We start from the raw sequence: 23,607 nt of genomic DNA on the forward strand, positions 1-23,607 counted from the left end.
GGTGTCAGTCGGCCAGCGGTGCGAACAGGTCGATCGCGGTGCCGTCGGGGTCGAGGACGAGGGCGTAGCGCTGCTGCCAGACGGCGTTCCAGGGCGCGAGGTGGCCCACGTAGCCCGCGTCGACCAGTTCGGCGTACTTCGCGTCGACGGCCTGCGCGTCGGGGAGCTCGAAGGCGATGGCGAACCGGTGGCTGCCGGTGGGCGGCTGCCAGTCGGGGTCGTAGCTGCGAACCGTCTCCACGGTGTCCCAGGCGAGCCGCACCCCGCCGGGCAGTACGGCTTCCACGTGCGGCTGCGAGTCGGCCTCGGCGGGGATGTCCAGCCCGAGGCGGCGGTAGAACGCCAGGGCCTTGGCCATGTCGTCGACGACGATTCCGAAGAGGGACAGCTGAGGGACTGCCATGAGGTGTGCTCTTTCCTTGTGTTGTCGGACAGGCCGGGAGTACGCGCGGGCCGATCGGTCGGTCAGCCCCGCTGGAGCCGCAGGCGCTCGCGCACCGCCTTCGGCAGGCCGGCCACCACGCGCTCGTAGGAGTGCTCCACCATCTCGCGCAGTTCGGGCGCCGGGACGGTGGAATCGAGCAGAACCGTGTTCCAGTGCCGCTTGTTGACGTGGTAGCCGGGCTCCACCGCCGGGTACTGGTCGCGCAGGTGAAGTGCGAGGTCGGGCTCGCACTTCAGGGTGATCTGCGCGGTGCCCCCCTGCGTGGCGTCCTGAAGGATCGCGAACACCTTGCCCTCGACCTTGAACACCGTCGCGCCGGGGCCGAAGGCCTCGTCGTCCGTGGTGCTCGGCAGCTCGAGCGCGAAGTCGGACAGTTCTCGAGGGGTCACGTCCGTCCTCTCGTCGTGGAGGGGTCGGCGACGTGCTGGGACGCACGCGGCCGGCGGAGTCCCGCGCTCCGGTGGTGTCCGCCAGCCTAGGCCGTCCCTCCGGCGGTCGCGGCCAACGTTCCCGCGATCGGCACACGATGGCCGAAAAGGGTCGACGTCGTGCGGAAACGCCCCGCGCCGCCGGGCGGCGACGTACCCGGTCCGCTCAGTCGGTCCGTTCCGTCGGGAGTGACACCTGGGCCCAGATGCCTTCGTGGCTCACCACCTTGGTGAAGCGGTCGGTGAGGCGGTGGAAGAGGGCACCGGGGGTGCTGTCGGGCGGGAACGCGCCGGGGCCGAGTCCGCCCCACTGGTTCAGCGCCCTGGCCAGCAGCGGGTCGACCGGTACCCAGACCCCGTCGACGAGGAACTCCGCCCAGCAGTGCGGGGTGGAGTACGGGGCGGCCACCAGGAGACCGAAGGAGAACCGGCTCCGCAGGCCGCGCCGGCCGCCCTCGTGGACCAGCCAGGCCGCGGCGCCCCCGCAGTCGGACATCCGGGTGCGCCACATGAACTCCGGGTCCCAGCGCACCGCCTCGGGCAGCAGGAAGAACCCGACCTCTTCCACCTCCTGGAGCAACCCCCGTAGATCGGAAGGAAGTTCGGGCCAGACGCGGGTGGCGGGAACCGGATGCATCTCGCCCAGACGGGCCTCCTCCGCGGGCCCCTCGACCAGGCGCCGCCGGCCGCCGAGCAGCACCCCGTACCGGCACGTGCCGGGATGGCCGGGGGCGGGGCAGGCGGAGACCACCTCCACGCGGTGGCCCGGTGCCTGGTCGAGTGCTGTCTGCCAGGCCTTCGCCCACGAGCGCATGGAGCGGCTCTGCACCGAGAGCCGGCCCAGGTGCAGGGCCGCGTTGCCGAGGTCGTAGGCGTCGTAGAGCCGTGCGTCACCGACGCCGATGTGCGGGACGCCGGCGGCGGTGAGCGCGGCCAGGAGTTCGGGGCGGATGCCGTGCACGCGGCGGGCCTGGGCCGACGTGACCGAGAAGCGGCGCTGCCGGTCGGGCACCTGGCGCAGGCGACGCACCAGGTCGTCGATGTGCTCCGGCGCGGGGAGCCGCCGCTCACGCGGCTCGCTGCTGACGGGTGTCACCATGGGCCGGCCCCGGTTCAGTCGATGTAGCCGAGGGCTTCGAGACGGCGGGCCACCTCGTCCTCCTCGGCGGGGCTGTAGGGCGCGGCGGATTCCGGTGGCAGCCCGTGCCGTTCCAGCTCCCGCAGGAGGCGGTCAAGCGGATCGGCCTCGCCGGGAGGGACGACGATCGGTTCGGCGTCACGTGGCCCGCCCGCCAGCTCGACGGCGAGGGCCGTGGCGCCGGGCCCGAGGGCGGCGCGCAGTTCGGCGGGCACCGCCGGGCCGGTCAGCACGGTCGCGCGGGCGCCGCGCTGCGCGACGGCGTCGGCGAGGCGCCGGCCGAGTGCCTGGCGGGCGGCGGTGTCGCCGTCCGCGAATCCGATCAGGACGCCGTCGCGTTCGGTCATGGAGCTCAAGGCTGGATCCCTGGGGTTCAGGAGACGGCGACGGTGGACTCGGCCGTCTCGGGCGGCTGGTACGGGGAGAACGCGGCCAACTGCGGCATGACGTCCCGGGCGAACAGCTCCATGGAGCCGATCGCCTCGTCACCGGTGATGTCACCGAAGACGAACTCTCCGAAGAGGGTGTTGAAGTGGCCTTCGCGGGCGGCCGCCGCGATGCGGTCGGCGACGGTGCGCGGCGATCCGACGAAGATCAGGTTATGGTCCATGAGGAACCGGAAGTCATGGCAGCCCGCGAGGATGTCGGCGGTGCTGAGGCCGCTCGCCGGGGCGGGCCGGTCGGCGGAACGGCGCACCGAGCCGTAGCGCAGGGTCTCGACGAAGGTGCGGGTCGCCTGCTGCGCCGCCCGCGCCTCGGCCTCGGCATCCGTCTCCGCCACGTGTACGAGGCTCCAGTAGCCGATGTTCGGCACGCCAGGCCGGCCGGCCTGGCGCCACCAGTCGACGTAGTGGCGGTAGACGACACCCATGGCTGTCCGCGGCACGATCATGGTCGAGCAGGTGTGGCCACCGGTCTTCGCGAGGTGGCGCAGGGTCGCGCGGTCCGTGGTGGGGATCCACAGCGGCGGGTGGGGACTCTGCACGGCACCGAACGACAGGGTGATGTCGCGCAGTTGGTGCACGGGCCCGTCGAAGTCGAAGGCGCCCTTGCTCGTGAACGCGGTGCGCAGCAGGTCGGCGCACTCCCGGGTGCGCTCCTTGCGGTGGGCGAAATCGGCGCCGAAGGGCCTGAACGGCTGGTCGCTGACCCCGGAGGCGAGACCCACCTCCAGTCGGCCGCCGAGGAGCTGGTCGAGCGTGGCGGCTTCCTCCACGATGTGCAGCGGGTGGTGCAGCGGCGGCACCCACCCCATCGGGCCGACCCGGATGCGCTCGGTGCGCAGCGCCGCTCCGGTGCAGAACACCGCGGGCGAGGACATCCAGCTCTCCTCGGGGGTGCAGTGGTGCTCGACCGAGAAGGCGTAGTCGAAGCCGAGCCGGTCCGCCGCCTCGACCTCCTGCCACAGTTCCTCGTACCGCCGGCGGACGGTGAGGTTCTCCCGTCCCCACACATGGGTGAAGTACGCGAATTTCATGGGGTCCTCCGGGTCTGGGAGCGGACGGGTTCCGGGGATTCCCGGGGTTCCGGGGAAGGGGCGGGGCCGGCGGCCGCTCCGTAGATCCGGTCGACGCAGGAGGCGATGACGCCGATCTCGGCGAGCGAGCCGCCGTCCGCGCCGGTCGTCCCCTCGGCACCGGTGAGCCGCCGGGCCAGGTGCTCGACGAGGCGTTCGTACTCGATGCCGACGGGTTCGTCGGGCAGCGGCACCTCGGTGCGCTCGCCGCGCCGCAGCACGGTCAGCGAGGAGCGCGGGACGCGGTGCGGGCTGAAGCCGAAGGTGCCGCGCAGAACGGCGACGCCCTTGGTGCCCTCGACGGTGAGCGTGGTGCTGTCCACCGCCTGGTGCGAGGCCCAGCGCGCCTCGACGGAGACGGCGACGCCGGTGTCGGTGAGCAGGAATCCGCGCGCGGTGTCCTCCACCAGGTCGGCTGCCGTGCGGGTGGGGGTGGCGCCCTCGTGGCTGCGCCGGCTCCAGTCGGCGGTGGCGCCGGCGTCCTCGAGCCAGTCGCCGGAGACGGCGCCCAGGGCGGCCGTCACCCCGGGCCGCCCCAGCAGGTCGAGGCCGACGTCCAGCAGGTGCCAGCCGAGGTCGAGCAGGGCGCCGCCACCGGCCCGTCGGCGGTCGGTGAACCAGCCGTCACGCTGCGGGATTCCGGACGCCCGGGTCCAGTCGAGGCCCAGGGCGCGCAGATCGCCGAGTGAGGGCAGCAGTTCGGCCAGGGCCCGCACGTCGGCGCGGTGCCGGGCCGCGCTGCCCGCGTACACGCCGGCGCCGCTCCGGGCGGCCTCGGCCAGGGCACGCGCCTCGGCGGCGGTGCGGCAGACCGGCTTCTCCACGTACACCGGGACGCCGCGCGCCAGCAGGGCGCGGGCCACGGGCACATGGAGGTCGTTGGGCAGGGCGACGACCGCGAGGTCCAGGTCCAGGCCGGCGAGCTCGTCCGGGCTCGTGCCGACGAAGACCTCGCGTCCGGGCGGCGCCAGAGCTCGGGCGGCGGCCGGGTCGGCGTCCACGAGTGCCGTCACCTCGAACGCGGGGTGTGCCTCAAGCAGGGGCACCCAGATCGTGCGGGAGACCCAGCCCGCGCCGAGGACGGCGGTGCGCAGGGGCCGCGCACCGGACGCGCCGGGCCGCGAAGGCGTGGTGACCGCGCCGGGGTGGGAGGGTGTGCGGGCCGCGCCGGACATCAGAAGCGTGCACCGCCGTCCACGACCAGGGTGTTGCCGTTCACGTACGAGGCCGCCGGGGAGAGCAGGAACGAGACCGCCGCGGCGACCTCCTCCGGTTCGCCCAGCCGTCCGGCGCCGATGAACTGCAGGACGAGGTCGCGTTCCTCGGGCGAGAAGTCCATGACTTCGGCCCGGATGGCGCCGGGTGCCACCACGTTGACGGTGATGCCGTGTTTGCCGACCTCTCCGGCCAGCGAGGCGGCCCACGGCTGCAGGGCGCCCTTGGTCGCCGCGTACGCGCTGTGGCCGGGCAGGCCGCTGGTGCCGGCCCGGGAGCCGAACAGCACGATGCGGCCGTACCGGGCTCGCATCATCGGCTTCAGGCAGGCCTTGGCGAGGTTGACCGAGCCGGCCAGGTTGACGTCGATCAGTTCGGCGAGGGTGTCGGCGTCGGTGGCCATGGCGAGGCGCCGGGTGCGCAGGCCGGCCGCGGCGACCAGGCCGTCGATCCGGCCGAACCGGTCGAGGGCGGCCGAGGCGAGCCGGGCCGGGCCGTCCGGCGCCGACAGGTCGGCCCGGACGGGGACGAGTGTGCCACCGGCCTCTTCGACCTGGGCGGCGAGCTTGCCCATCCGGTCCTCGCCGCTGTGGTATCCGGCGACCACGCTCGCGCCGAGTTCGGCCAGGTGGCGGGCGCAGGCGCCGCCGATGCTCCCGGACGCTCCGGAGACCACGACGACTCGGCCGCGCTGACCCATGGATTCGACGGTACGGACGATGGGTTCACCCATCAGTCGGCCTCCTTGGCTAGGACGAGATGGCAGGGGGAGCCTTCGAGGTGCAGATCACGGACGAGGTCCGCGCCCGCCTCGGTCAGACCGGCGGTGAGCGCCGCGACGCTGGGCCAGTGGGTGCCGCCGTGGGTGAGCCAGTCCAGCGCCAGTTCGGCGCCTTCGCCCGGCTCGCCGTCCGCGGTGCCGGAGGGCAGGAAGACGTCGTCGACCAGCAGTCGGCCGCCGGGCTTCAGGGTCCTCAGCAGCGGCGCGAGGCAGGCTCCGCCGGCGGGATCGTGGATGCCGTTCGCGACGACACAGCCGTCGGCGTCGCCGGACGGCAGCTCCGGGCCGGTGGTGATCCGGCCTTCGGCGACGGCCGCGCGCACCGGTTCGCTCGGCGGACCCGCGAGCCGGCCGGTCTGCCAGAGATGGCCGGTGGCCGTGGGGTCGGCGGACAGGAGCCGCTCCAGGTAGCGGCCGGGTCCGGCGGTGATCTCCACCAGCCGGGTGCCGGGGTGCGTGCGGAGCAGCCGCAGCCCGAGGGTGGTGCGGGCGCGGGCGGACGGGCCGCTCATGGCGTTCTGGTACAGCCGCGTCAGCTCGGGGTCCCGCGACCGCTGTTCGAACGGCCGGTGCGCTACGCCGGTACGTGCCACGGCGGCCAGCGCCTCCCGGCTCACCAGATCGCGGGAGAGCCGCTCCTCCAGCTCCACGAAGGCCGTGAGTTCCTCCACGGGAAGGGCGGGGCCGCCCGGCTCCGGTCCGGTCGAGACCAGTCCGAGGGCCGCCGCCGTGTCGAGGAGCAGCTCAAGGGCTCGGGTGTCGCAGCCGATCTCCGCGTTGATGTCCGTCAGGTCCGCGCCCCGGGCCAGGGCGGCCAGGGCGCCCAGGTCGTGGAGGGCGAAGAGCAGCTCGGACGCCTTGTAGGCGCGGGCGGCCGCCAGCGCGCGCGGGGTGAGGCGGTAACGGACCGGGGCGGCGGCCTTTCCGACGGAGGTCCTCGGCAGGGCGGTGCGCAGCACGAAGGTGTCGGGGACCTTGTGGGGGGCGAGGTGCCGGGCGGCGTGGGCGCGCAGCGCCTCCGTGTCGGTTCCGTCGTCGGTGACGACGACCTCGGCGACGAGTCCGTCCTCTCCTTCGTGGGACCCGCGGCGGGCGGCGACCCTCGCGTCACGCACGCCGGCGTGGGCCCGCAGCACCGATTCGATCTCCAGCGGTGCCACCCAGCGGGCGCCTCGCCGCACGGCGGTGCCCTCACGGCCGAGGATGCGCAGGAGGCCCTGCTCGCGCACGGCCAGGTCCCCGGTGTCGTGCCAGTCGGGCAGCGCGTCGGTGCGGATCTGGAGGATGCCGGGGCCGTCCGGGGTCTCCGCGCGGGTGGTGCGGTCCAGGACGCGGATGTCGACGCCGGGCAGGGGGGTGCCCGCGGACAGCGGAGGCAGGCCGGGCGGGCCGGTGAGGACCGCGCCGAGTTCGGTGGAGCCGTAGTTGCGGGCGAGCCCCACCCCGTAGGCCTCGCGGAACAGCTCGTCGAGCGGGCCGTCCACCGGTCCCGCGCCCACCATGGCGATCCTCAGCCGGGGTGCGGGCGGGGCCGCGCCGGACCCGGCGCGGGCGGCGCGCAACCGCTGCCTGGTCGCGAGCAGCCGCGCCGTGGTGGGCACCAGGGCGACGGCGGTGGCCCCGGCGGCGAGTTCGCGGGCCGCCTCGCCGAGTGCGGTGGGCGGCACGGGCCTGAGGGCGGCCCCCGCGAGCAGCCCGCCGCACATCCAGCCGAGGGCGTAGGCGTGCGAGAGCGGTACGGGCAGGAGCAGGACGTCCTGGGCGGTGAGGCCGACGCCGTCGCGGTAGCGGCGGGCCTCGGACAGCCAGCCGGCCTCGGGGCGCCAGACGAGACGGGGGGCGCCCGTGGAGCCCGAGGTGGGCAGGAGGACGCCGGGGCCGTCGCTCGCGGGGGTGCCCGGGGTGCCGTCGAGCAGGGGCGGGCCGCCGGGCCGGGCCGCGGCGGTCAGGATCCGGCCGCCGCCGGCCTGCCCCAGCAGTCTGCGCACCTCGGCGTCGGGGGTGTCGGGTGTCACGGGCAGCGCGCGGGCGCCGGCGGCGAGCAGGCCCAGGAAGTGCGCGATCCAGTCGGGTCCGTTGGGGAGCCGGAGCACCACCGCCTCGCCCTCGGCGCCCTGGTCCTTGAGGGCGTCGGCGATCCGGCGCGCCTCGGCCGACAGCTCGGCCGCGGTGCGGCCGGGCAGGACACCGGTGTCCGGGGCCAGCCGCCCGACGGCGTCCATGAGGGTGTCCGCCGTCCCGCCCCGGGCCCGCGCGGGGTCCTCAGACATCGGCGCTCGCCAGGTAGTCGGCCTTGGCGCGCTCGATCATGCCGCGGATCCGGGGCGGCGCGTAGGTGGGGGCGGCGCACAGCTCGTCGAGCGTGATCTCGTCCTCGAAGTACATGGAGAGCGTGTCCCAGGGGGTGAAGCAGCCGTGGCAGGCGCCCAGCCGCGGCTTGGGTGCGAGGAGGGCCTGGTAGAGGCCGCTGGTGCCGAGCCGGTCCAGGAGGTTCTCGACCTCGTCTCCGAGGAGGTTGCCCATGTCGGAGAACCAGATGTTGGGGCAGGGGGTGACGACGCCGTCGCTGAAGCTGGAGACGACCAGCCGGGGCAGATGGCAGCGGAAGGTGCGCTTGCCGACGTGGTAGAAGCTCAGCAGCCGGTCGAAGTAGGCGCGTGGCGGCAGCACGCCGCTGAACTCGTCGTACCGCTCGACGAGTTCCTCGATGTGGGCGATCTGGTCGCGCCGGACCGCGAACTCCTCGACGTCCGGGCCTCGGACCGGGAAGGGGAAGAAGGTGGGAGGGGTGTCGAAGGCGGCGAGCCAGCCGGCGAACTCGGACAGCTCGGCGACACTGCGGTCGTTGAGGACTCCGTAGATCTCCACGGGCAGGCCGGAGTCGAGGATCCGTCCGACGGCCCGGACGACCTTGGCGTGCAGCGACTCCGACTGCACGCGGTAGCTGTTGCCCGCGTAGAGGTGGCTGTCCAGCGAGACCTGGAGGACGACGTTGCCCCAGGAGCGCATGCGGGCGAGGTGCTCCTCGGTGACGAGGACGCCGTTGGTCTGGATGACGAGGACCTCGTACCGGGAGGACTGCTCCTCCAGGAAGTCCATGATGCCGCGAACCAGGAAGATCTCACCGCCCGTGACCTTCAGCAGCGGCAGGTTGAACCGTTCGCCGAGCCGGTCGGCGACGGTGTTGATGCGCCGGCCGAGTCCCGAGTCCGGGGAGTAGTCGTCGCGCTTCGGCGGGTCGAAGATGAGCTTGAGCGAGTGGCCTTCCTTGAGGTTGCTCTGCCCGGTCAGGCAGTAGGTGCAACCGAGGTTGCAGGAGTCCTCGTTGATGACCAGGTCGTTGCCGATGAGCGGGAGCGGGCCGAGGGGAGACATCTGCGGGTCCTTTCACGGTCGTCCGACGGGGCACGCGTGGCGCGTGGTCGTACGCGGGGCCGGGCACCCCGACCGGCGGGGGGGCCGCGTCGCTAGGGGGTGTCCGGATCGGTGCGCAGCCAGTACCTGTCGGCATACGGCGTCCCCGCCTCCGCTCCATGGGCGCGGACGCGGGCGAGGAGCGCCCGGCGGAGTCCGTCCGCGCCACCGAAGAGGGCCTCGGCCTGGCTGGTGTAGTGCAGGGCGGCGGCCAGCCAGCGTTCGACCTCGGCTCCGGTGAGGGGCCGGCGGCGGACGGAAAGCCCGTCGTGGTCCCGGCCGCGCAGCGGATAGGGGAAGTCCTCGTACCAGGCGGTGCCGGGCGCGGCCAGGTGCTCCACGGCGGCCCGGGTCAGCACGTGGTCGACGTGCCGGCCGGCCGCCAGCGGGCCGTGCACCTTGGCGCCGGGCGGGCACAGCGGGCGCAGGGCGTCCAGGATCGCGCGGGGCAGACCGTCGTCGTCCGGGTGGGGGGCGGCGAAGATCCGGGGCCCCGAGCGGTAGCGGTAGCGGCCGTCCGTGGTGCGCAGCGCGGCGTCGGTGAAGCCGAGCGAGACGTGTCCGACGCCGAGTTCGCCGAGTGCGGCCCGGTCCTCACGGCGACGTACCGCGGGGTGCGCGACCCGCCGCCAGCCGTCGGCCGCGCCGGTCGCGGACGGGCTGTCGAAGACCGTGACCACCGTGACCGGTGCCTCCTGCGCGGCCCACCGGGCGAGCCTGCCGCCGAGGGACCACACCGCGTCGTCCGGGTGCGGAGAGACCACCACGTGGACGCGGGCCGCCCGCCGCGCGCTCATCGGGTGCCGGTCGGCCGGGCCCGGGTCGCCTCGGCCCGGACGGCGGCCACATAGCGGTCCGGGGTCCCGTCGGGGCCGAGCAGGGCGGGCAGGGCGCGCACGGCCGGCAGGGGGTGCAGCAGCGCGAAACGCTCCATGTTCCGTCCGTGCTGGTGCCAGCGGCCGGGACGGGCGTGGCTGAGGTGGATGCCGTACGCCTCGGGTACCAGGGCGCGCCGCAGCCCCGCGCCGCGCAGCCGCACACCGAACTCGATGTCCTCGCAGCCCCAGTCACGTCCGAAGCCCTCGTCGAAGCCGCCCACGGAGCGCCAGACTTGCTTCTCCACCGCCGAGTTGGCGCCGACGAAGCCCAGCCAGTCGGCGACGTCGGGCAGCGTCCCCGCGTCCATCGCCTCGACGGCGCGTTCCAGGGCGTTCGCCATGGTGCGGCGCAGTGGATCCCGGCCGCGGGCGTCCGCCGTGGTGGTCAGTTCGGCGGCGATCCGCTGGATCTCGGCCGGGTCCGCGCCCTCCAGCGAGGTCAGCAGCCGTTCGGCCGTGGGGAGTTCACGCATCCGGCCGTGCAGGAAGACGCCGGGCCGGGCGGCGTCGGCGTAGGCCCGCAGGAAGCCGGGTCCGACCAGGACGTCGGCGTCGAGGAAGACCACCCAGGCGGCCTCGGCCTCTTGGGCACCGGCGTTGCGGACGGCCGCTCGCCCCCGTCCGGGGCCGGGGACCGAGCGCAGGGGCAACCGGTCGCGCGCCTCGGCCAGGATCCCGGCGAGAGCCGTGCGGTCCTCGGGCGCGTTGTCGTCGACGACGATCACCTCATGGGCGGGTGCGTCGGTCTGGGCGGCGAGGCAGGCGAGTGTGGCGCGCAGCCGGAGGTGGTCGCCCCGGGTGGGGACCACCACGGCGAGGCTGGCGGGAGGGGACGGCACGGGCGGGGACATGCATCGGCCTTTCCGTCGACGGGGAGTCGGCACCGCTCGGCCGGCATGATCCAAAAGACAGGCCCTAGGGCCTGTCGCGCTTCGGAGCGCGGGAAATCGGCAGAGGGGAGAGACGGGATGGCGCCGGGCCATCCGCGAATGGCCCCTCGGAAGGCTCCACCGACCACGCCGGGGAAGTCAACCGGGCAGGGTCTGATTTCGGAAAGACCGCCTGATCGAAATAGGCCCGCGGCCGCCGTTCCGATCATGTGCGGCGATTCGTTTTGGTCACAACGGGGGCGCCCGTAGATCCGATTCCCCTGCGGCCGGACGAAGGGCGCCCCAGGCGTCTGGGGTGGAACGGAACCCATGACCCCGTACGGATGGATCGGCGCGCACGGCTGCCCGTTCCTCGATTTTCGGTCAACGTTCCCAGGGCAAGGCCTTTCACATAATGACGGATTGCTTCAGTGTTACGGTCAAGTCCATTCACCAGCGCCATAGCTGGAGGCAATGACGTGCCACCCTCGCCGCTCGCCCTCGTCATCGGTATCGACGGGGGGACGTTCGATCTCATCGACCCCTTGGTGGAGCGCGGGCTGCTCCCCCACATCGGAAGCCTTCTGACCGCTTCGGCCAGCAGCAGGACCACCTGCACCTGGCCGGCTCACACCGCTCCCGGCTGGTCCACCTTCGTCAGTGCGGCGGACCCCGGTAACCACGGCATCTACCAGTTCTACGACACCCAGGACCCCGGATACGGCGCCCGGATCACCCAGGCGGCCGACCTGGGGCGGTCCTCGGCCTGGGACTGGCTGGCCGCGCAGTCCTACACCCTCGGGCTGGTCAACATACCGATGTCCCACCCGCCGGCGGACCTGCCCGGCTACCAGATCACCTGGCCGCTGGAGCGCACCCTGCGGCACTGCCGCCCCGATTCCCTGCTGCGTGAACTCGCCACGGCCAGAGCGCACTTCCAGTCCGACCTCGCCACCATGTTCCATGGCGACATGGGCTATCTGGACGAGGCCGAGCGCAATGTCGAGGCCCGGATCCGGTCCGTCCGGCATCTGATGACCACCCGGCCCACGGACGTCGTCATGGTCGTCCTCACCGAGGCCGACCGGGTCGGACACCACTACTGGCACTACGAGGACACGGCGCACCCCCGGCACGAGGGCGCACCCGCGGAAAGCGGCTGGGAGCGGGCCCTCACCCGGGTCTACCAGGCACTGGACACCGCCGTGGGCGAGCTGCTCGCCCTGGTGGACGAGGACACCGTGGTGACGCTCGTCTCCGACCACGGCCTGGGCCGCGGCCGGTACGCGTTCTCCGTGCACCAGGCCCTGGAAGAGGCGGGGCTGCTCGCCACCGAGCCCGGTGACGGGCCCGCCGACTCCGCCGCGAGCTGGTTCGCGGACGGCGGGCGCCGGGTGGACTTCGCCCGGACCGCCGTCTACATGCCGGTCCCCGGCTCCTACGGCCTCAACCTCAACATGAAGGCCCGGCAGACCCGGGGCACGGTCGCCCCGCGGGACCGGGACCGGGTCGCGGCGGAGGTGACCGACCTGCTCGGCGGGATGAAGGGCCCCACCGGGGACCCGGTGTTCCGGGCGGTCCTGCCCCGGCAGGAGGCGTACCCGGGAGGCAACGTCGAGCGCGCCCCCGACCTGCTGCTGGTCCCGGCGGACGAGTCCGTGCTTCCGGTCACCTCCCTGACCGGCACGCTGTGGACTCCCAGCGCCCAGACCGGACTCCACCGGAACGAGGGCATCTGGGCCCAGCGCTCGCCACGCGTCCGGCCGGGCCGGCTGCCCGGCACCATCCCGCTGACCGACGCGATGCCCACGCTGCTCGCGGACCTCGGGGCCGCCTGGCCGGAGGACGTCGACGGCCGGCCGCGCGTCGAGGTGTTCACCGAGGACGTACCCGTCCCCGGACCGGACCGGCGCCTGGTCCTGCCGGAAGCCGTCGCGGCCGCGTCCGGCCCGGCGGAGGCGGCCGAGGGCCCCGGCGAGGACGACTACACCAGCAGCCGGCTGCGGGAGATGGGCTACCTGTGACCGATCACCGACACGAAGGGATCCCCGACATGGCGCCAGAGGAGACGAAGGTCCGGCTGCGCAAGGTGCTCGTCGACTCGCTCGAACTGTCCATCGGGCCGTCCGAGGTTCCGGACAAGGGGCTCGTGCAGACACTGGGGCTGGATTCGATCAACACCATCGAATTCCTGATCTGGGTCGAGAGCGAGTTCGGCGTGGAGATCGCCGACGAGGACCTCTCGATCAAGCTGATCGACGACCTCGACCTGCTCGCCGAGTACGTCGACAGCCGGATCCCGAAGGACGAGCCCGCCGGCGAGCGGGCCTGACCGCCCGGACCCCCGCCTTCTTGGAGAGCCGATGATTCAGGACGTCACCCTCGAAACGCGCGGCACCCGCCGGAAACCGGGAGAGTTCGTACTCTCCCTGGACCCCCGCATCACCGATCCGGCCTCGTTCAAGGTCAGCTTCCTCATCCTGCTCGACGGCGACCTCGTGATGTCGCCGGAGCACCTGGGCGTCGCCTACATGGTCAGCGCCCTGCGGCACGTCGGCTTCTCCGCCGAGATCCGGGAGGTGGAGCACGGCGACGAGCACCACGCGGCGGTGGTCGCCCATCTGCGGGAGTACCAGCCGGATCTGGTCTGCTTCACGCTGATGAGCCTCAACGTGACCAGTTGCGTCAATCTCTGCCGCCAGCTGCGCGAGGCCCTGCCGGACACCCCGATCGCCTGCGGCGGCCCGGCCGGGACGTTCGCCGGGCAGGACGTGCTGCGCAACAACCCGTACGCGGACATCGTCGCCGTCGGCGAGGGCGAACCCACCGTCCTCGACCTCGCCCAGCGCCTCTACCTGAAGGAGCCGCTGACCGACTGCCCCGGCATCTGCTACCGGGACGAGGAGGGCGGCATCCGCCAGAATCCCGCCCGGCCCCTCATCCACGACCTGGAAGTACTGCCGTTCCCCGCCCGGGACCAGCTCAGCCAGCACGGCGACAAACTGGAGTACATACGGGTCAGCACCAGTCGTGGCTGCGTCGCCAACTGCGCCTTCTGCTCGGCACCCCACCTGAAGAACCGGGTGCAGGCCGGCAAGGCCTGGCGCGGGCGCGGGCCGGAGCAGATCGTCGAGGAGGTCGCGCAGATCGTCGAGCGGCACAACTTCCGCACCTTCGACTTCGTGGACTCCACCTTCGAGGACCCCGACGGCGGCCGGGTCGGCAAGAAGCGCGTCGCCGCCATCGCCCAGGGCATTCTCGACCGGGGCCTGGACATCTACTACAACGTCTGCATGCGGGCCGAGAACTGGCACGACACCCCGGAGGACCACGCGCTGCTCGACCTGCTCACCGCCTCCGGCCTGGAGAAGGTGAACGTCGGCATCGAGGCCGGCACGGCCGAGGAACTCCTGCTGTGGGAGAAGCGCGCCACGGTCGAGGACAACGTCACCATCATCCGTATGCTGCGCGAGCACGGCATCTATCTGGCGATGGGCTTCATCCCGTTCCATCCGTACACCACCGTGGACTCCCTGACGGCCAACGCCCGGTTCCTCCGGGACAACGCCGGGCACAACCTGCGCCGGATGACCGAGCGGCTGGAGATCTACCCGGGGACGGCGATCGTGAGCCGCCTGGACTCCGACGGCCTGCTCGACCGCAGCTACCGCGACAATCTCGACCCGTACGGCTACTCCTTCGCGGACGAGAAGGTCGGACTGCTGGCCAAGCACTTCGCGCGGCTCTACAACAACGAGGACTACCACCGGCGCGGGGTCATCACGGAGCAGTCCGCGGTCTTCGAGTTCGAGACGTACAACGTGGTCATGCAGACCTTCATCTCCCGGCTGCAGCGCCGCTTCCGCGAACTGCCCGGGGTGGACGAGGTGATGGAGGCGTTCAAGGAGTACGTGCACGCCGTCCGCCAGGAGATGGGGCAGTTCAACTACGCCTTCTTCATGGCGAACCTCGACGCGGTGCTGAACGACTCGCTGGACTCGGGCGAGCAGGAACGCCAGGTCGTGGAGGTCGAGCGGTACTTCCGCGACCGTCTGGGCCAACTGCGCTCGGAGCAGCTGCGGGTGGGCAAGCGGCTCACCCGTCTCGGGGCCCGGGTGTCCGAGATCAGCTCCACGCTGCCGCCCGTCCGTCCGGGCGGCCTGCCGCGCACGTACACCGGCGAAGGCACGGGCGCCACATGGTGAACGGGCCGGGAGGGGGCGAGGTCGCGGTCTGCAGCCTGAGCAGTCGGGAACTGGTGGAACCCCTCTCCCGGCTTCCCGGTGTGGCGCTGGCGGGCACGCTGATGACGGCCAACCTCGGCATCGAGGAGCTGGTGCGCACGCTCGCGCGCCGGCCCTCGATCCGGGGGCTGGTCGTCTGCGGCCGGGACTCGCCGCGCTTCCTCGCCGGACAGAGCCTGATCGCCCTCTTCCGGAACGGGGTCGACCCCGAACTGCGGAGGATCGTCGGAGCCGCGGGCCATCTGCCACTGCTCCGTTCCGTCCCGCTGCACGAGGTCGAACGGCTGCGGGCCCGGGTGGAGGTCGTGGACGCCCGCGGGGAGGGCGATCCGCTGGCGCTCGGCGAGATCGTTCGGCAGCTCAGGGGACGCGTCCGCGCCGCACGGCCACCGGTCCCCGGCGGCGGGGCCGCCGCGGACGGCGCGCCCGGCCCGGTACCGGGCTTCCGCCGGATACGGGCGGGGGGCAGGCGCGTCGGACTGAGCCAGGTCCTGGAAGGGTTCGTGGTCATCAGCCTGGACCGGCGGGCCCGGCGGATCGTCCTGCGCCACTACGACGACGCCCTGACGCCCCGGCACGAGATGACCGGTGTCCGGGCGGAGTCCATGCTGCTGGGGCTCCTGCGGGCCGGGGTGATCACCGACCCCTCCCACGCCGGATACCTCGGCGGCGAGCTGACCAAGGCCGAGACCGCTCTGCGCCTCGGCCTCTCCTACGTGCAGGACGTCCCGCTGCGCGCCCCCGGCCGCACCGGGGACGTCCTGCTGCCGGCCCACGAGCGAGAGGAGAGTCCGGCCGTGACCGACGAATCGCCCGGCCTGCCGACCATGACCGAGTTCGTGACCGCCGTCGTGACGGGGCTCGGGCTGGAGAGCACGGACCTCGCCCCGGATCTTCCCCTGGGCACGCAGGTCTCCGTGGAGTCCGTACGCATGATCGAACTGGCCATCCTCCTGGAGGAGGAACTGGGCCTGGACCTCCCGCCCGACCTGGACCTCCGCACGTGCAGCCCGCAGGAGCTGTACGGGATCCTGACGGCCTGACGGCCCCACGGCCCGGCCCGGGCAGCGCCCCTCCGTCTCCGGCGCCCGCGAGGGCGCCGGAGTCCGTCACGCCGGCCAGATGCGCAGTTCCTCCTTGATGAGCCGGGCCGTGACCGGCAGGTCCCGGTCCTGGGCCCAGGCGTCCGGGCCGATCAGACGTACGGTGAAGCCGTCCGGCGAGAGCCGCTGCCAGACCTCCACGGTCCGTGCGTCCGGCTCGGCCGCGAGGAGCGTGACCGGGCACGGCAGAGGAGCTCCGGACCCCGGCTCCGCGTCTCCGGCGAGGCGCGCCCGCCCCGGGCCGAACAGCACCCGGGCCGGTGGGGTCCCGGCCGCCTGCGCCGCCCGCACCGCGTGGACCACGGCAGCGGGCAGGGTCTCGTCCTCCGGGCCGCCGGCCGCCACGGCGAGCAGCGCCCAGGGCAGGCTCCCGGCCGTCCCGGAGGCGGGCGGGAGGGGTTCTCCCGGGCCGGCGGGCAGCACCACGGCCTCCGGCATCAGCACCGGCCGCAGCAGGGACGCGAGGGCGTCGCCCCGTTCCAGCACCACCAGCCGCAGCACCGGATCCGGGCCCGGTGCCCGGAGGAACCGGCCGGCGTCCATGGCCTCCGTGCTCACTCCAGACCGTCCGCGAGTCCGAGGGCGAAGTAGTTCTCGAAGCCCAGCAGCCGCCGCATCCGCGCGTCGCTGCGCTCGACGACCTCCGGCTTCAGCCCGGCGAAGAAGTTCTGCTGCTGCCGCACGTAGCCGCGGCAGTAGTAGTTCAGGATGCCGTGCCGGGGCCGGTCGGTGACGTTCGCGCCGGTCTGGTGCCACAGCCGCCCGTCGAAGATCATGACGCTGCCCGCCGGGGCGCGGGCCGCGATCGTCTCCACGTCCCCCTCGCCGCGGTCGTAGTCCGGCTGCCGGCCGAGCAGATGGCTACCCGGGACCAGCCGCGTGGCTCCGTTGTCCTCCGTGAAGTCGTCCAGCATCCACATACTGTTGGCGACGAGCGCGTACGGCGGCCATGGAGGCCGGGCGAAAGTCTGGTCCGCGTGGATGTTCATGGAAGCCCCGCCGGGACCGGCGATGTTCGCGTGGGTGCTTGACAGCAGGAAGTTGAAGCCGAGCACCTCCTCCATCAGCTCCAGGACCACGGGGTCCCGCACACTTCGCTCGAATTCCTCGCCCTTGTTGAGCAGGCTGAAAACCCTTTGGTTTCCGCCGTCGTAGAGAAAGGCTCCGCCGTCTTCCCGTTCCTGCCTCGCCACATCGACGAGGCGTTTCCTGAGTTTTCTGAACTCGGTCTCGGAAACCGGGCATTCGAGGAGGCAGTAGCCGTATTCCTGAAGGTCTTCCGCAGCTTTGAGCCTATTGCTCGTCAGATTGGCAGACATAAGCAGGAATTTATCAGCGGTGCGGAACTCAGGGAAGACGCTCCGGTCGAATTCAGGACAGCAGGACCTCGGCGAGCCGGTCCACCTGCGTCAGCCGTGCCGCGGTCGGATGGAAGATCACCTCGTCGAATCCCGCGGCGGACAGCCGGTCCACCTGTTCCCTCACGTCCTCGGGTGTGCGCGGGGTCTTCGCGACGAAGGATTCGGCTTCTTCCCCGAGCACCCCGAAGTAGCGGCGGACGAATGCGGCGGCCTCCTCGGCCACGTCCTCGCCGAGCCAGAACCTGGAGAGCGCGACGAGGCGGGGCCGTCCCGCCCGGCCCGCGCGGCCCCAGGCGGCGCGGACCTCCTCGGCCCAGGGCGCCACCCGCTCGGGCTCAAGTCCGGGCGCGGTCCATCCGTCGGCCCACCGCACGGCCCGGCGCACGGCGGCCCGGCTCAACCCCCCGACGAGCAACGCCGGGACCGGGGCCGGCAGTTCGCCGGTGTCGCCCTTCGTACGGAGCCGCGCGAGTTCGGCGAGCTGGGAGTCGAACACGGCAGCCCGTCCCGCGAAGTCCCGTCCGGCTGCCTCGAAGTCGTCGGCGCGCACCCCGGGCCCGAGGCCGAGCGTGAGCCGGCCCCGCGACAGGGAGGCGACGGTGGCGGCCTCCTTGACGAGCACCGGCACGGTGGTCAGGGGAGCGACGAGGATGTTGGTGGACAGTGCGATGCGCGAGGTTGCCCCGGCCGCGGCGGCCAGCACGGCGAGCGGTTCGTGGCCGGGGTAGCAGAGCCGGTGGGTCGCGGCGACGGACGAGAAGCCGCACTCCTCGGCCCGGACCGCCCAGCGGATCTGGAGTGCGCCGGAGGCGCCGGGGACGGTGTTGGGCAACGCGATGCCGATCTTCATGGCGTGCTCCGCGGGAGGGAAGCGGCCTGCGGCCGTTCGGAACCGAGCAGGTGGTAAGGGGTCGGGGCGAGGCCGGGGGGTCCGTCGGTGCTGTCGACGACGACCTGGCGGCGGCGGTAGCCGTCGAGCTCGTTGGTCACCCGGTCCCAGGCTGTTTCGGCCGGGACTCCCTCGTCGGGCGGCAGATCGACGTCGACCAGCCGGTAGTCGTTCACCCACACCCGTTCGGCCCTCAGGGCGTCGGCGACCGTACGGGCGTGCCCGGCGTCCGCCGACCAGACGCCGGCGCTCAGCCCGTACCGGGTGGCGTTGGCGATGCGGACGGCGTCGGCGTCGTCCCGCGCCCGCAGCACGGACAGCACGGGGCCGAAGATCTCCTCCTGAGCCACGGTGTCCCCGGGCGACACGTCCGCGAGCACGGTCGGCAGGAAGTAGGCACCCGGGTCCAGTCCTTCGGCCAGCTCCCCCGGCTCGGGCATCCGGCCGCCGCACACCAGCCGCGCGCCCTCGGCCAGCCCTCGCCCGGTGAAGTGCCCGGCGGTGCGGGCCTGGTTGCGGGAGACCAGCGGGCCGAGGTCCGTGTCCGGATCCAGCGGGTCGCCGAGGCGCAGGGCGCCGGCCCGGTCCCGTACCCGGTCGACGAACTCGTCGTACACGTCGGTGTGCACCACGGCCCGCGAACCGGCCATGCACACCTGGCCGTTGTGGAGGAAGACGCCCCAGCTCACACCGGCGGCCGCCCGGTCGAGGTCGGCATCGGCGAGGACCACGTTGGGCGATTTGCCGCCGAGGTCCAGCCGGGTGCTCACCCCGCTCCCGGCGGCCCCGTCGCGCACGCTCTCCCCCACGGCGTCCGAACCGGTGAACGCCACGAGGTCGACGCCGGGGGCCCTCACCAGACTGTCGCCCGTGGTGCCGCCGGGACCGGTGACGACGTTGACGACACCGGGCGGCAGACCGCACTCGTGCATGAGCCGGACCAGCTCCAGGGCCGTGACCGAGGTGAACGACGCCGGTTTGACCACGCAGGTGTTGCCCGCGGCGATGGCGGGGGCGATGCGCCAGGCCGCCAGCAGCAGCGGCAGGTTCCACGGCACGATCGCGGCGACCACGCCCAGCGGGTGCCAGCGCAGATAGTGCGGCCCCGGGTCTCCGGCGGTGCCGGGACGGCCGAGGCGTTCCGGCAGCCGCTCGGCCCACCAGGCGCTCCAGGCGAACGCGGCGCGGGCTCCGGGGACGTCGGCGCCGAGGGCCTTGCGCAGGGTGGTGCCGTTGTCGCGGACCTCCAGTTCGGCGAGGCGGCCGGCCCCGGCGGCGATCCGGTCGGCGATCCGGCGGAGCACCACGGCGCGTTCGCCGGGTGTCATACGGGGCCAGGGGCCGCGATCGAAGGCGCGGCGGGCCGCCGCCACCGCCGTCCCGACGTCCGCCGGGCCGCACCGTGGCACATCGGCGAGGTGCCGGCGCGTGGCCGGTTCGAACGTGCGGAAGACCGCGCCGTCCCGGGCCGGGGCCGGGGCGCCGTCCACGTACCTCGGGAAGTCCTCTGCCATCTGCCTCCTCCTCCGTCTGTTCGGTCCACGCGTCCGGTGCGGTCAGGGAACGGCCGGACGCCCTTCGAGCAGTTCGGTGACGCTCATCCGCCGGACGGTCAGTCCGCCGGGGCGGGCGCCCCGGGGCAGGGCGACGGCAGCCCGGTAGGGGGCGGGCACGCCGGCCGGCTCCCATACCCGCCACAGCTGCCCGTCCGGGCCGGGTACGGCCGCCGGGCTAGGGTCCTCAAGGCGCACGGGGGTCCGCATGCCCTCCCGCAGCCGCCCGCCCCAGGCTTTGACACAGGCCTCCTTGCGCACCCACAGCCGGAAGAAGAGGTCCCAGGCCTCCTGTCCGGCGCGGGCCCCGACGGCGTGGGCCTCGTCGGCGGGGAAGTACCGGGCTGCGATCCGCGCGGCGGGGACCCGCCGTACCCGTTCGACATCGGCGCCGACCGGTTCGCCCCGGGTCACGGCGAGCAGGACCAGGCCCTCCGTGTGCGAGAGGTTGAAGGCCGGGCCCCAGCCGCGCGCGGCGCCGGCCAGTTCGGGCTTCCCGTTCTCCTGCCGGGTGAAGCGGAGGGCCCGTGGGGCCTCTCCGGTGAGGTCGCCCAGGCACCGGCGCAGCACGGCCTGGCTGAGGGCGAACGCGTCCTGGTCCGCCGGCGACCTGAGCTGTGCCATGCGCTCGCGCTCGGCCGCGGGCAGCATCAGCCGCGCGGCGCGCACCACCCGGTCCGGGGTGCGGGCGGTGGGCACGCACCACAGCGTCAGGGGGCCGGCGTGCCCGGTCACGGGGCCGTGCCGAGCCGTACCGGAAGTGTGGCCACGCCGAGCGGGAGCAGTTCGGAGGTGTGCTTCACATCGCCCGGCTCGACCGCCAGCTCGATGTGTGGATGGGCGGCGAGCAGGGCGCCGATGCCGGCCGCGTGCTCGACCAGGACCAGGTCGGTGGCGGGGCACCGATGGGGCCCGGCGCCGAAGGCGAGCGCGGTCGTCCTCGGCCGTTCGATGTCGAGTTCGCCGGGCCGGTCGAGGACGCGCGGATCCCGGCAGGCGGCCGAGACGAGGGGGAGCACCGCGGCCCCGGCCGGGATGCGCACCCCGGAGAGTTCGACGTCCTCGGTGACCGTCCGCAGGAGACCGTCGTTGCTGGACGGGTAGAACCTCAGCAGCTCGGCCACGGCGCCGGGGATCAGCTCCGGCCTGCGCACCAGCCGGTCCCGGACGCCGGTGTCGGCCAGCACGGCGAACAGGTGGCGGGCGAGCAGGTCGCGCACCCCGACGAAGCCGGAGATCACCAGACCGTGGAGCAGGACGATCCGCTCCTGGTCGGTCAGTTTCCCGCCCTCGGCATCCGGTTCGTCCAGGCCGAGCAGCACACCCGCCACATCGTCGCCGTCGCGTGACCGGCGCTCGTCGAGGAGGCCGGTGAACGCCGTCGCCAGGCGGGTCCGGCTCGCCTCCTGTTCCGGTCCTTCGGCACCGCCGGACAGCAGCAGGGTCTGCACGTCACCGGTGATCTCCGGCCACCGGTCGCCGTCGAAGCCCAGCAGCTCGCAGACGACCCGGCCGGCGAAGGGAGCGGTGTAGTCGGCCACCAGGTCGACGGGGCCCGGGGCGTCCCGGAGGGACGCGGCGAGGCGCCGGGCGGTCTCCTCGACGCGGGGCCGTCGGCGCGCCGTTCGCTCGGCGGAGAAGGCCGCGGCCACGGGGTTGCGGAAGGCGGTGTGCCGGGGCGGGTCGAGGTCCACGATCCCCGTGCCCTGGCTCCGCCCGAAGCCGGTGCCCGGCAGGGCCGCGGCCCCGGCCCTGCTGAACACGGGATCGGTCAGGACGGTCCGGACGTCGGCGTCCCGGGTGACGAGCCAGATGGCGGTCCCGTCGGCGAGCCGGACCCGGGAGACCGGTTCCTGGGTGAGCAGCCGCGCGTACTGCGGGGGCACGGTGCCGCCGGGGCCCGCGGGATAGGGGAAGACCTCGTCCGTGGCGCGGCTCACCGGCTCGTCCGCAGCGGATAGCGGGGGGTGGCGCGCACCACGGATGGTTCCACCGGCACGAAGGGGAAGTCCTGGGCCAGCACCTGGTTGTCCAGCTGGTGTTCCACCACGATGGTGCCGGCGCCGTAGTCCTCCGCGATCTGCTCGACGTCCTCGGCCGTGACGAGCCCGTCCGGGCGGCCCAGCAGCTCGGCCACCCCACGGGCGGGCGCGAGGAGTTCGAGGGCGAAGCCGCGGGCCAGGTGCTGGCGGTGGGTGTGCGCGGCCACGATGAGGAAGTCGGGATCGTTGTCGCAGATGAAGTGGCAGAGGGCGCGGGCCTGGAGGAAACGGCGGGGCCGCTCGGTGAAGCGCCGGCTGGAGACGAGCACCGGACCCCGGGCCCCCTCACGGCGGCCGAAGGCCACCAGCCCCCGATCGACGTACGGCGTCTGCTCGGTGACGTGGGTGAGCAGCGCGTCCGTCTCGAACCGCTCGGTGTCCGCCACTCCCGACCAGGCGCGGACCCGGCGGGCGAGTTCGTAGCCCAGGTGCCAGGCGTTGTCGAGGCGGCTCGGGTGGAAGAACTTCTCGCGGACGTCGGCGCAGAGCTCGCGGAGTTCGGCGATGGCGGGGTCGGCCGGGCGACCGGCCGGTGCGGTGCCCGCGACCGTACGGGCGCGTTCGAGCCAGCCGAGCTGGTCGGCGAGGCGGTCGGGGCGCACGCCGTTGAGGAAGTCGAAGGCATGGAGCTCGGGCAGCTCTCGTACGACCCGCCGGATGTCGTCGGCGTAGGGCGCGGCCTCGGTGTAGGGGTCCAGGCCGAGCCGGGCCGCGGCGCGGCAGAAGGCGGCCTCGTCCTCGCCGGTGCCGCGCAGCGCGGTCCACTCCCGCTGGAGCGGGGTCTCCCTGAAGCCCCACTCGGCCAGCCGGGCGACGACGGCGTCGACGAGGCCGCGCAAGGTCTCGGTGAGCGCCTCGGAGCCGACGACGAGGTTGCCGCGCGCGAGGTAGCGGGGGCCGGGCCGGGGGTCGGGGCCGACGTCCGGTATCCACACGATCCGGGTCTGGCGCCCCTCGGGCACGAACAGCACGTCGGGCCAGCGGAATCCGTCGCAGGCGGCCCGCATGACGTGCCGTCGTGACCGCTGCCACCAGGAGCCGCGCTGGTCGCCGACGCCGTTCTTGTAGGCGAAGCGCAGCTGGGAGATCTGGGTGCCGGGGCGGGCGTCGGCCGTCAGGGACCACCAGTTGAAGGCGATCCACTCGGCGAGCGGGTACAGCGAGCCGGTCGTGTAGGGCCGGACGGTGCCGGTGGCCGGGTCCTCCACGGTGGTCAGCGGGGTCAGGGTACCGATGCCCATCTCCACGTCGGCCCAGGTCACGGTCCGCTCGTCACGGGCGTCCGTGGGGGGATCCTGCCATTTCCAGACGAGCGACAACTCGGGCAGCGTGCTCATGCGAGTCCCTCCGGCCATTCGCTCGGGTGCAGGACGTAGCCGGTGTAGCGGCCCGGGACCTGGTCCGTGAGCCGGAACTCCCGGACGACGTCGCCGGTGCGGTACCAGGCGTAGCGGGGGAAGTCGCGCTCCCAGGGCCCGCCGAGGAGCCCCTCGGTGAGCGCGGCGCGCAGGAGTTCTTCCGGGGCGCGGCCGGCGGGCACCGGGGGGAGGGTGTCGGCCGAGCCCGGATCCCACGCGACGTACGCCGCTCCGCGGGCCAGCGCCTCCCGGTCGACTCCGGCCGGGGGTTCGGTCACGGTCCGGCGGCGTTCGCGCCGTTCGGGTGGTCGTATGTCGGACATGCTGGGACCTCCAGGGGAAGTGGGCGGGACGACGGTCGGCCGGGTGGCGG

Annotated in this window: 23 protein-coding genes; 4 read left to right on the forward strand and 19 right to left on the reverse strand. The window is 73.4% G+C overall.

The features are described 5' to 3' along the window. Nucleotides 1-4: 4 nt before the first annotated feature. The 11 genes from ACFVYX_RS19785 to ACFVYX_RS19835 all read right to left on the reverse strand — a co-directional run bounded on the left by ACFVYX_RS19785 (nucleotide 5) and on the right by ACFVYX_RS19835 (nucleotide 10,666). Nucleotides 5-403, reverse strand: coding sequence for a VOC family protein (locus ACFVYX_RS19785; protein ID WP_389682676.1), 399 nt, complete (start codon nucleotides 401-403; stop codon nucleotides 5-7). 62 nt (nucleotides 404-465) lie between these two features. Continuing rightward, nucleotides 466-834, reverse strand: coding sequence for an MmcQ/YjbR family DNA-binding protein (locus ACFVYX_RS19790; protein WP_389682677.1), 369 nt, complete (start codon nucleotides 832-834; stop codon nucleotides 466-468). A 205-nt stretch (nucleotides 835-1,039) separates the two neighbouring features. Further along, nucleotides 1,040-1,972 (reverse strand): transglutaminase domain-containing protein, encoded by a 933-nt coding sequence (locus ACFVYX_RS19795; protein ID WP_389682678.1) that lies wholly within the window; start codon nucleotides 1,970-1,972, stop codon nucleotides 1,040-1,042. A gap of 14 nt (nucleotides 1,973-1,986) precedes the next feature. Next, nucleotides 1,987-2,358: a hypothetical protein gene (locus ACFVYX_RS19800; protein WP_389682679.1), complete on the reverse strand. Its 372-nt coding sequence runs from the start codon at nucleotides 2,356-2,358 to the stop codon at nucleotides 1,987-1,989. A gap of 26 nt (nucleotides 2,359-2,384) precedes the next feature. Then, nucleotides 2,385-3,488 (reverse strand): LLM class flavin-dependent oxidoreductase, encoded by a 1,104-nt coding sequence (locus ACFVYX_RS19805; protein WP_389682680.1) that lies wholly within the window; start codon nucleotides 3,486-3,488, stop codon nucleotides 2,385-2,387. Then, nucleotides 3,485-4,702 (reverse strand): Gfo/Idh/MocA family protein, encoded by a 1,218-nt coding sequence (locus ACFVYX_RS19810; RefSeq protein ID WP_389682681.1) that lies wholly within the window; start codon nucleotides 4,700-4,702, stop codon nucleotides 3,485-3,487. The genes ACFVYX_RS19805 and ACFVYX_RS19810 overlap by 4 nt, the downstream gene beginning before the upstream one ends. After that, nucleotides 4,702-5,475: an SDR family NAD(P)-dependent oxidoreductase gene (locus ACFVYX_RS19815; RefSeq protein ID WP_389682682.1), complete on the reverse strand. Its 774-nt coding sequence runs from the start codon at nucleotides 5,473-5,475 to the stop codon at nucleotides 4,702-4,704. Before ACFVYX_RS19815 ends, ACFVYX_RS19810 begins: the two co-directional genes overlap by 1 nt. Continuing rightward, complete coding sequence (locus tag ACFVYX_RS19820) at nucleotides 5,475-7,793, reverse strand: AMP-binding protein (RefSeq protein ID WP_389682683.1); 2,319 nt, start codon at nucleotides 7,791-7,793, stop codon at nucleotides 5,475-5,477. The genes ACFVYX_RS19815 and ACFVYX_RS19820 overlap by 1 nt, the downstream gene beginning before the upstream one ends. Further along, nucleotides 7,786-8,898, reverse strand: a complete 1,113-nt coding sequence (locus tag ACFVYX_RS19825) for a radical SAM protein (RefSeq protein WP_389682684.1) — start codon at nucleotides 8,896-8,898, stop codon at nucleotides 7,786-7,788. Before ACFVYX_RS19825 ends, ACFVYX_RS19820 begins: the two co-directional genes overlap by 8 nt. Nucleotides 8,899-8,990: 92 nt before the next feature. Continuing rightward, on the reverse strand, nucleotides 8,991-9,734 hold the full coding sequence (locus tag ACFVYX_RS19830; RefSeq protein WP_389682685.1) for a PIG-L deacetylase family protein: 744 nt from the start codon (nucleotides 9,732-9,734) through the stop codon (nucleotides 8,991-8,993). Beyond that, nucleotides 9,731-10,666 carry a glycosyltransferase family 2 protein gene (locus ACFVYX_RS19835; protein WP_389682686.1) on the reverse strand — a complete coding sequence of 312 codons (936 nt, stop codon included), beginning with the start codon at nucleotides 10,664-10,666 and terminating at the stop codon, nucleotides 9,731-9,733. Before ACFVYX_RS19835 ends, ACFVYX_RS19830 begins: the two co-directional genes overlap by 4 nt. A gap of 497 nt (nucleotides 10,667-11,163) precedes the next feature. Here ACFVYX_RS19835 and ACFVYX_RS19840 point away from each other — a divergent pair, with 497 nt between their 5' ends. From ACFVYX_RS19840 to ACFVYX_RS19855, 4 genes are read left to right on the forward strand one after another with little or no spacing between them, the layout of a single operon-like run. After that, complete coding sequence (locus ACFVYX_RS19840) at nucleotides 11,164-12,708, forward strand: alkaline phosphatase family protein (protein ID WP_389682687.1); 1,545 nt, start codon at nucleotides 11,164-11,166, stop codon at nucleotides 12,706-12,708. Nucleotides 12,709-12,737: 29 nt separating this feature from the next. Next, nucleotides 12,738-13,016, forward strand: coding sequence for an acyl carrier protein (locus ACFVYX_RS19845; protein WP_389682688.1), 279 nt, complete (start codon nucleotides 12,738-12,740; stop codon nucleotides 13,014-13,016). 31 nt (nucleotides 13,017-13,047) lie between these two features. Further along, complete coding sequence (locus tag ACFVYX_RS19850) at nucleotides 13,048-14,889, forward strand: B12-binding domain-containing radical SAM protein (protein ID WP_389682689.1); 1,842 nt, start codon at nucleotides 13,048-13,050, stop codon at nucleotides 14,887-14,889. Next, nucleotides 14,883-15,971 (forward strand): hypothetical protein, encoded by a 1,089-nt coding sequence (locus ACFVYX_RS19855; RefSeq protein WP_389682690.1) that lies wholly within the window; start codon nucleotides 14,883-14,885, stop codon nucleotides 15,969-15,971. The genes ACFVYX_RS19850 and ACFVYX_RS19855 overlap by 7 nt, the downstream gene beginning before the upstream one ends. A 66-nt stretch (nucleotides 15,972-16,037) precedes the next feature. On the opposite strand, the gene ACFVYX_RS19860 is transcribed toward ACFVYX_RS19855, so the two are convergent. The 8 genes from ACFVYX_RS19860 to ACFVYX_RS19895 are packed head-to-tail and all read right to left on the reverse strand — an operon-like array spanning nucleotide 16,038 to nucleotide 23,557. Next, a complete protein-coding gene (locus ACFVYX_RS19860; protein ID WP_389682691.1) occupies nucleotides 16,038-16,589 on the reverse strand; it encodes a hypothetical protein in 552 nt (183 codons plus the stop codon). Beyond that, on the reverse strand, nucleotides 16,586-17,350 hold the full coding sequence (locus ACFVYX_RS19865; RefSeq protein ID WP_389682692.1) for a phytanoyl-CoA dioxygenase family protein: 765 nt from the start codon (nucleotides 17,348-17,350) through the stop codon (nucleotides 16,586-16,588). Before ACFVYX_RS19865 ends, ACFVYX_RS19860 begins: the two co-directional genes overlap by 4 nt. 52 nt (nucleotides 17,351-17,402) lie before the next feature. Further along, a complete protein-coding gene (locus ACFVYX_RS19870; RefSeq protein ID WP_389682693.1) occupies nucleotides 17,403-18,242 on the reverse strand; it encodes an LLM class flavin-dependent oxidoreductase in 840 nt (279 codons plus the stop codon). Then, nucleotides 18,239-19,795, reverse strand: a complete 1,557-nt coding sequence (locus ACFVYX_RS19875) for an aldehyde dehydrogenase family protein (protein ID WP_389682694.1) — start codon at nucleotides 19,793-19,795, stop codon at nucleotides 18,239-18,241. Before ACFVYX_RS19875 ends, ACFVYX_RS19870 begins: the two co-directional genes overlap by 4 nt. Before the next feature lie 42 nt (nucleotides 19,796-19,837). Continuing rightward, the gene (locus tag ACFVYX_RS19880; protein WP_389682695.1) at nucleotides 19,838-20,533 is read right to left on the reverse strand and encodes a 4'-phosphopantetheinyl transferase family protein; all 696 of its coding nucleotides are present in this window, start codon (nucleotides 20,531-20,533) and stop codon (nucleotides 19,838-19,840) included. Between the two features lie 32 nt (nucleotides 20,534-20,565). After that, nucleotides 20,566-21,774, reverse strand: a complete 1,209-nt coding sequence (locus ACFVYX_RS19885) for a cytochrome P450 (protein ID WP_389682696.1) — start codon at nucleotides 21,772-21,774, stop codon at nucleotides 20,566-20,568. Further along, nucleotides 21,771-23,213 (reverse strand): hypothetical protein, encoded by a 1,443-nt coding sequence (locus ACFVYX_RS19890; protein WP_389682697.1) that lies wholly within the window; start codon nucleotides 23,211-23,213, stop codon nucleotides 21,771-21,773. Before ACFVYX_RS19890 ends, ACFVYX_RS19885 begins: the two co-directional genes overlap by 4 nt. Further along, on the reverse strand, nucleotides 23,210-23,557 hold the full coding sequence (locus ACFVYX_RS19895) for a hypothetical protein (RefSeq protein WP_389682698.1): 348 nt from the start codon (nucleotides 23,555-23,557) through the stop codon (nucleotides 23,210-23,212). Before ACFVYX_RS19895 ends, ACFVYX_RS19890 begins: the two co-directional genes overlap by 4 nt. Nucleotides 23,558-23,607 lie beyond the last annotated feature (50 nt).

The sequence above is a fragment of the Streptomyces sp. NPDC058326 genome, from assembly GCF_042879855.1.
Lineage (GTDB): Bacteria > Actinomycetota > Actinomycetes > Streptomycetales > Streptomycetaceae > Streptomyces.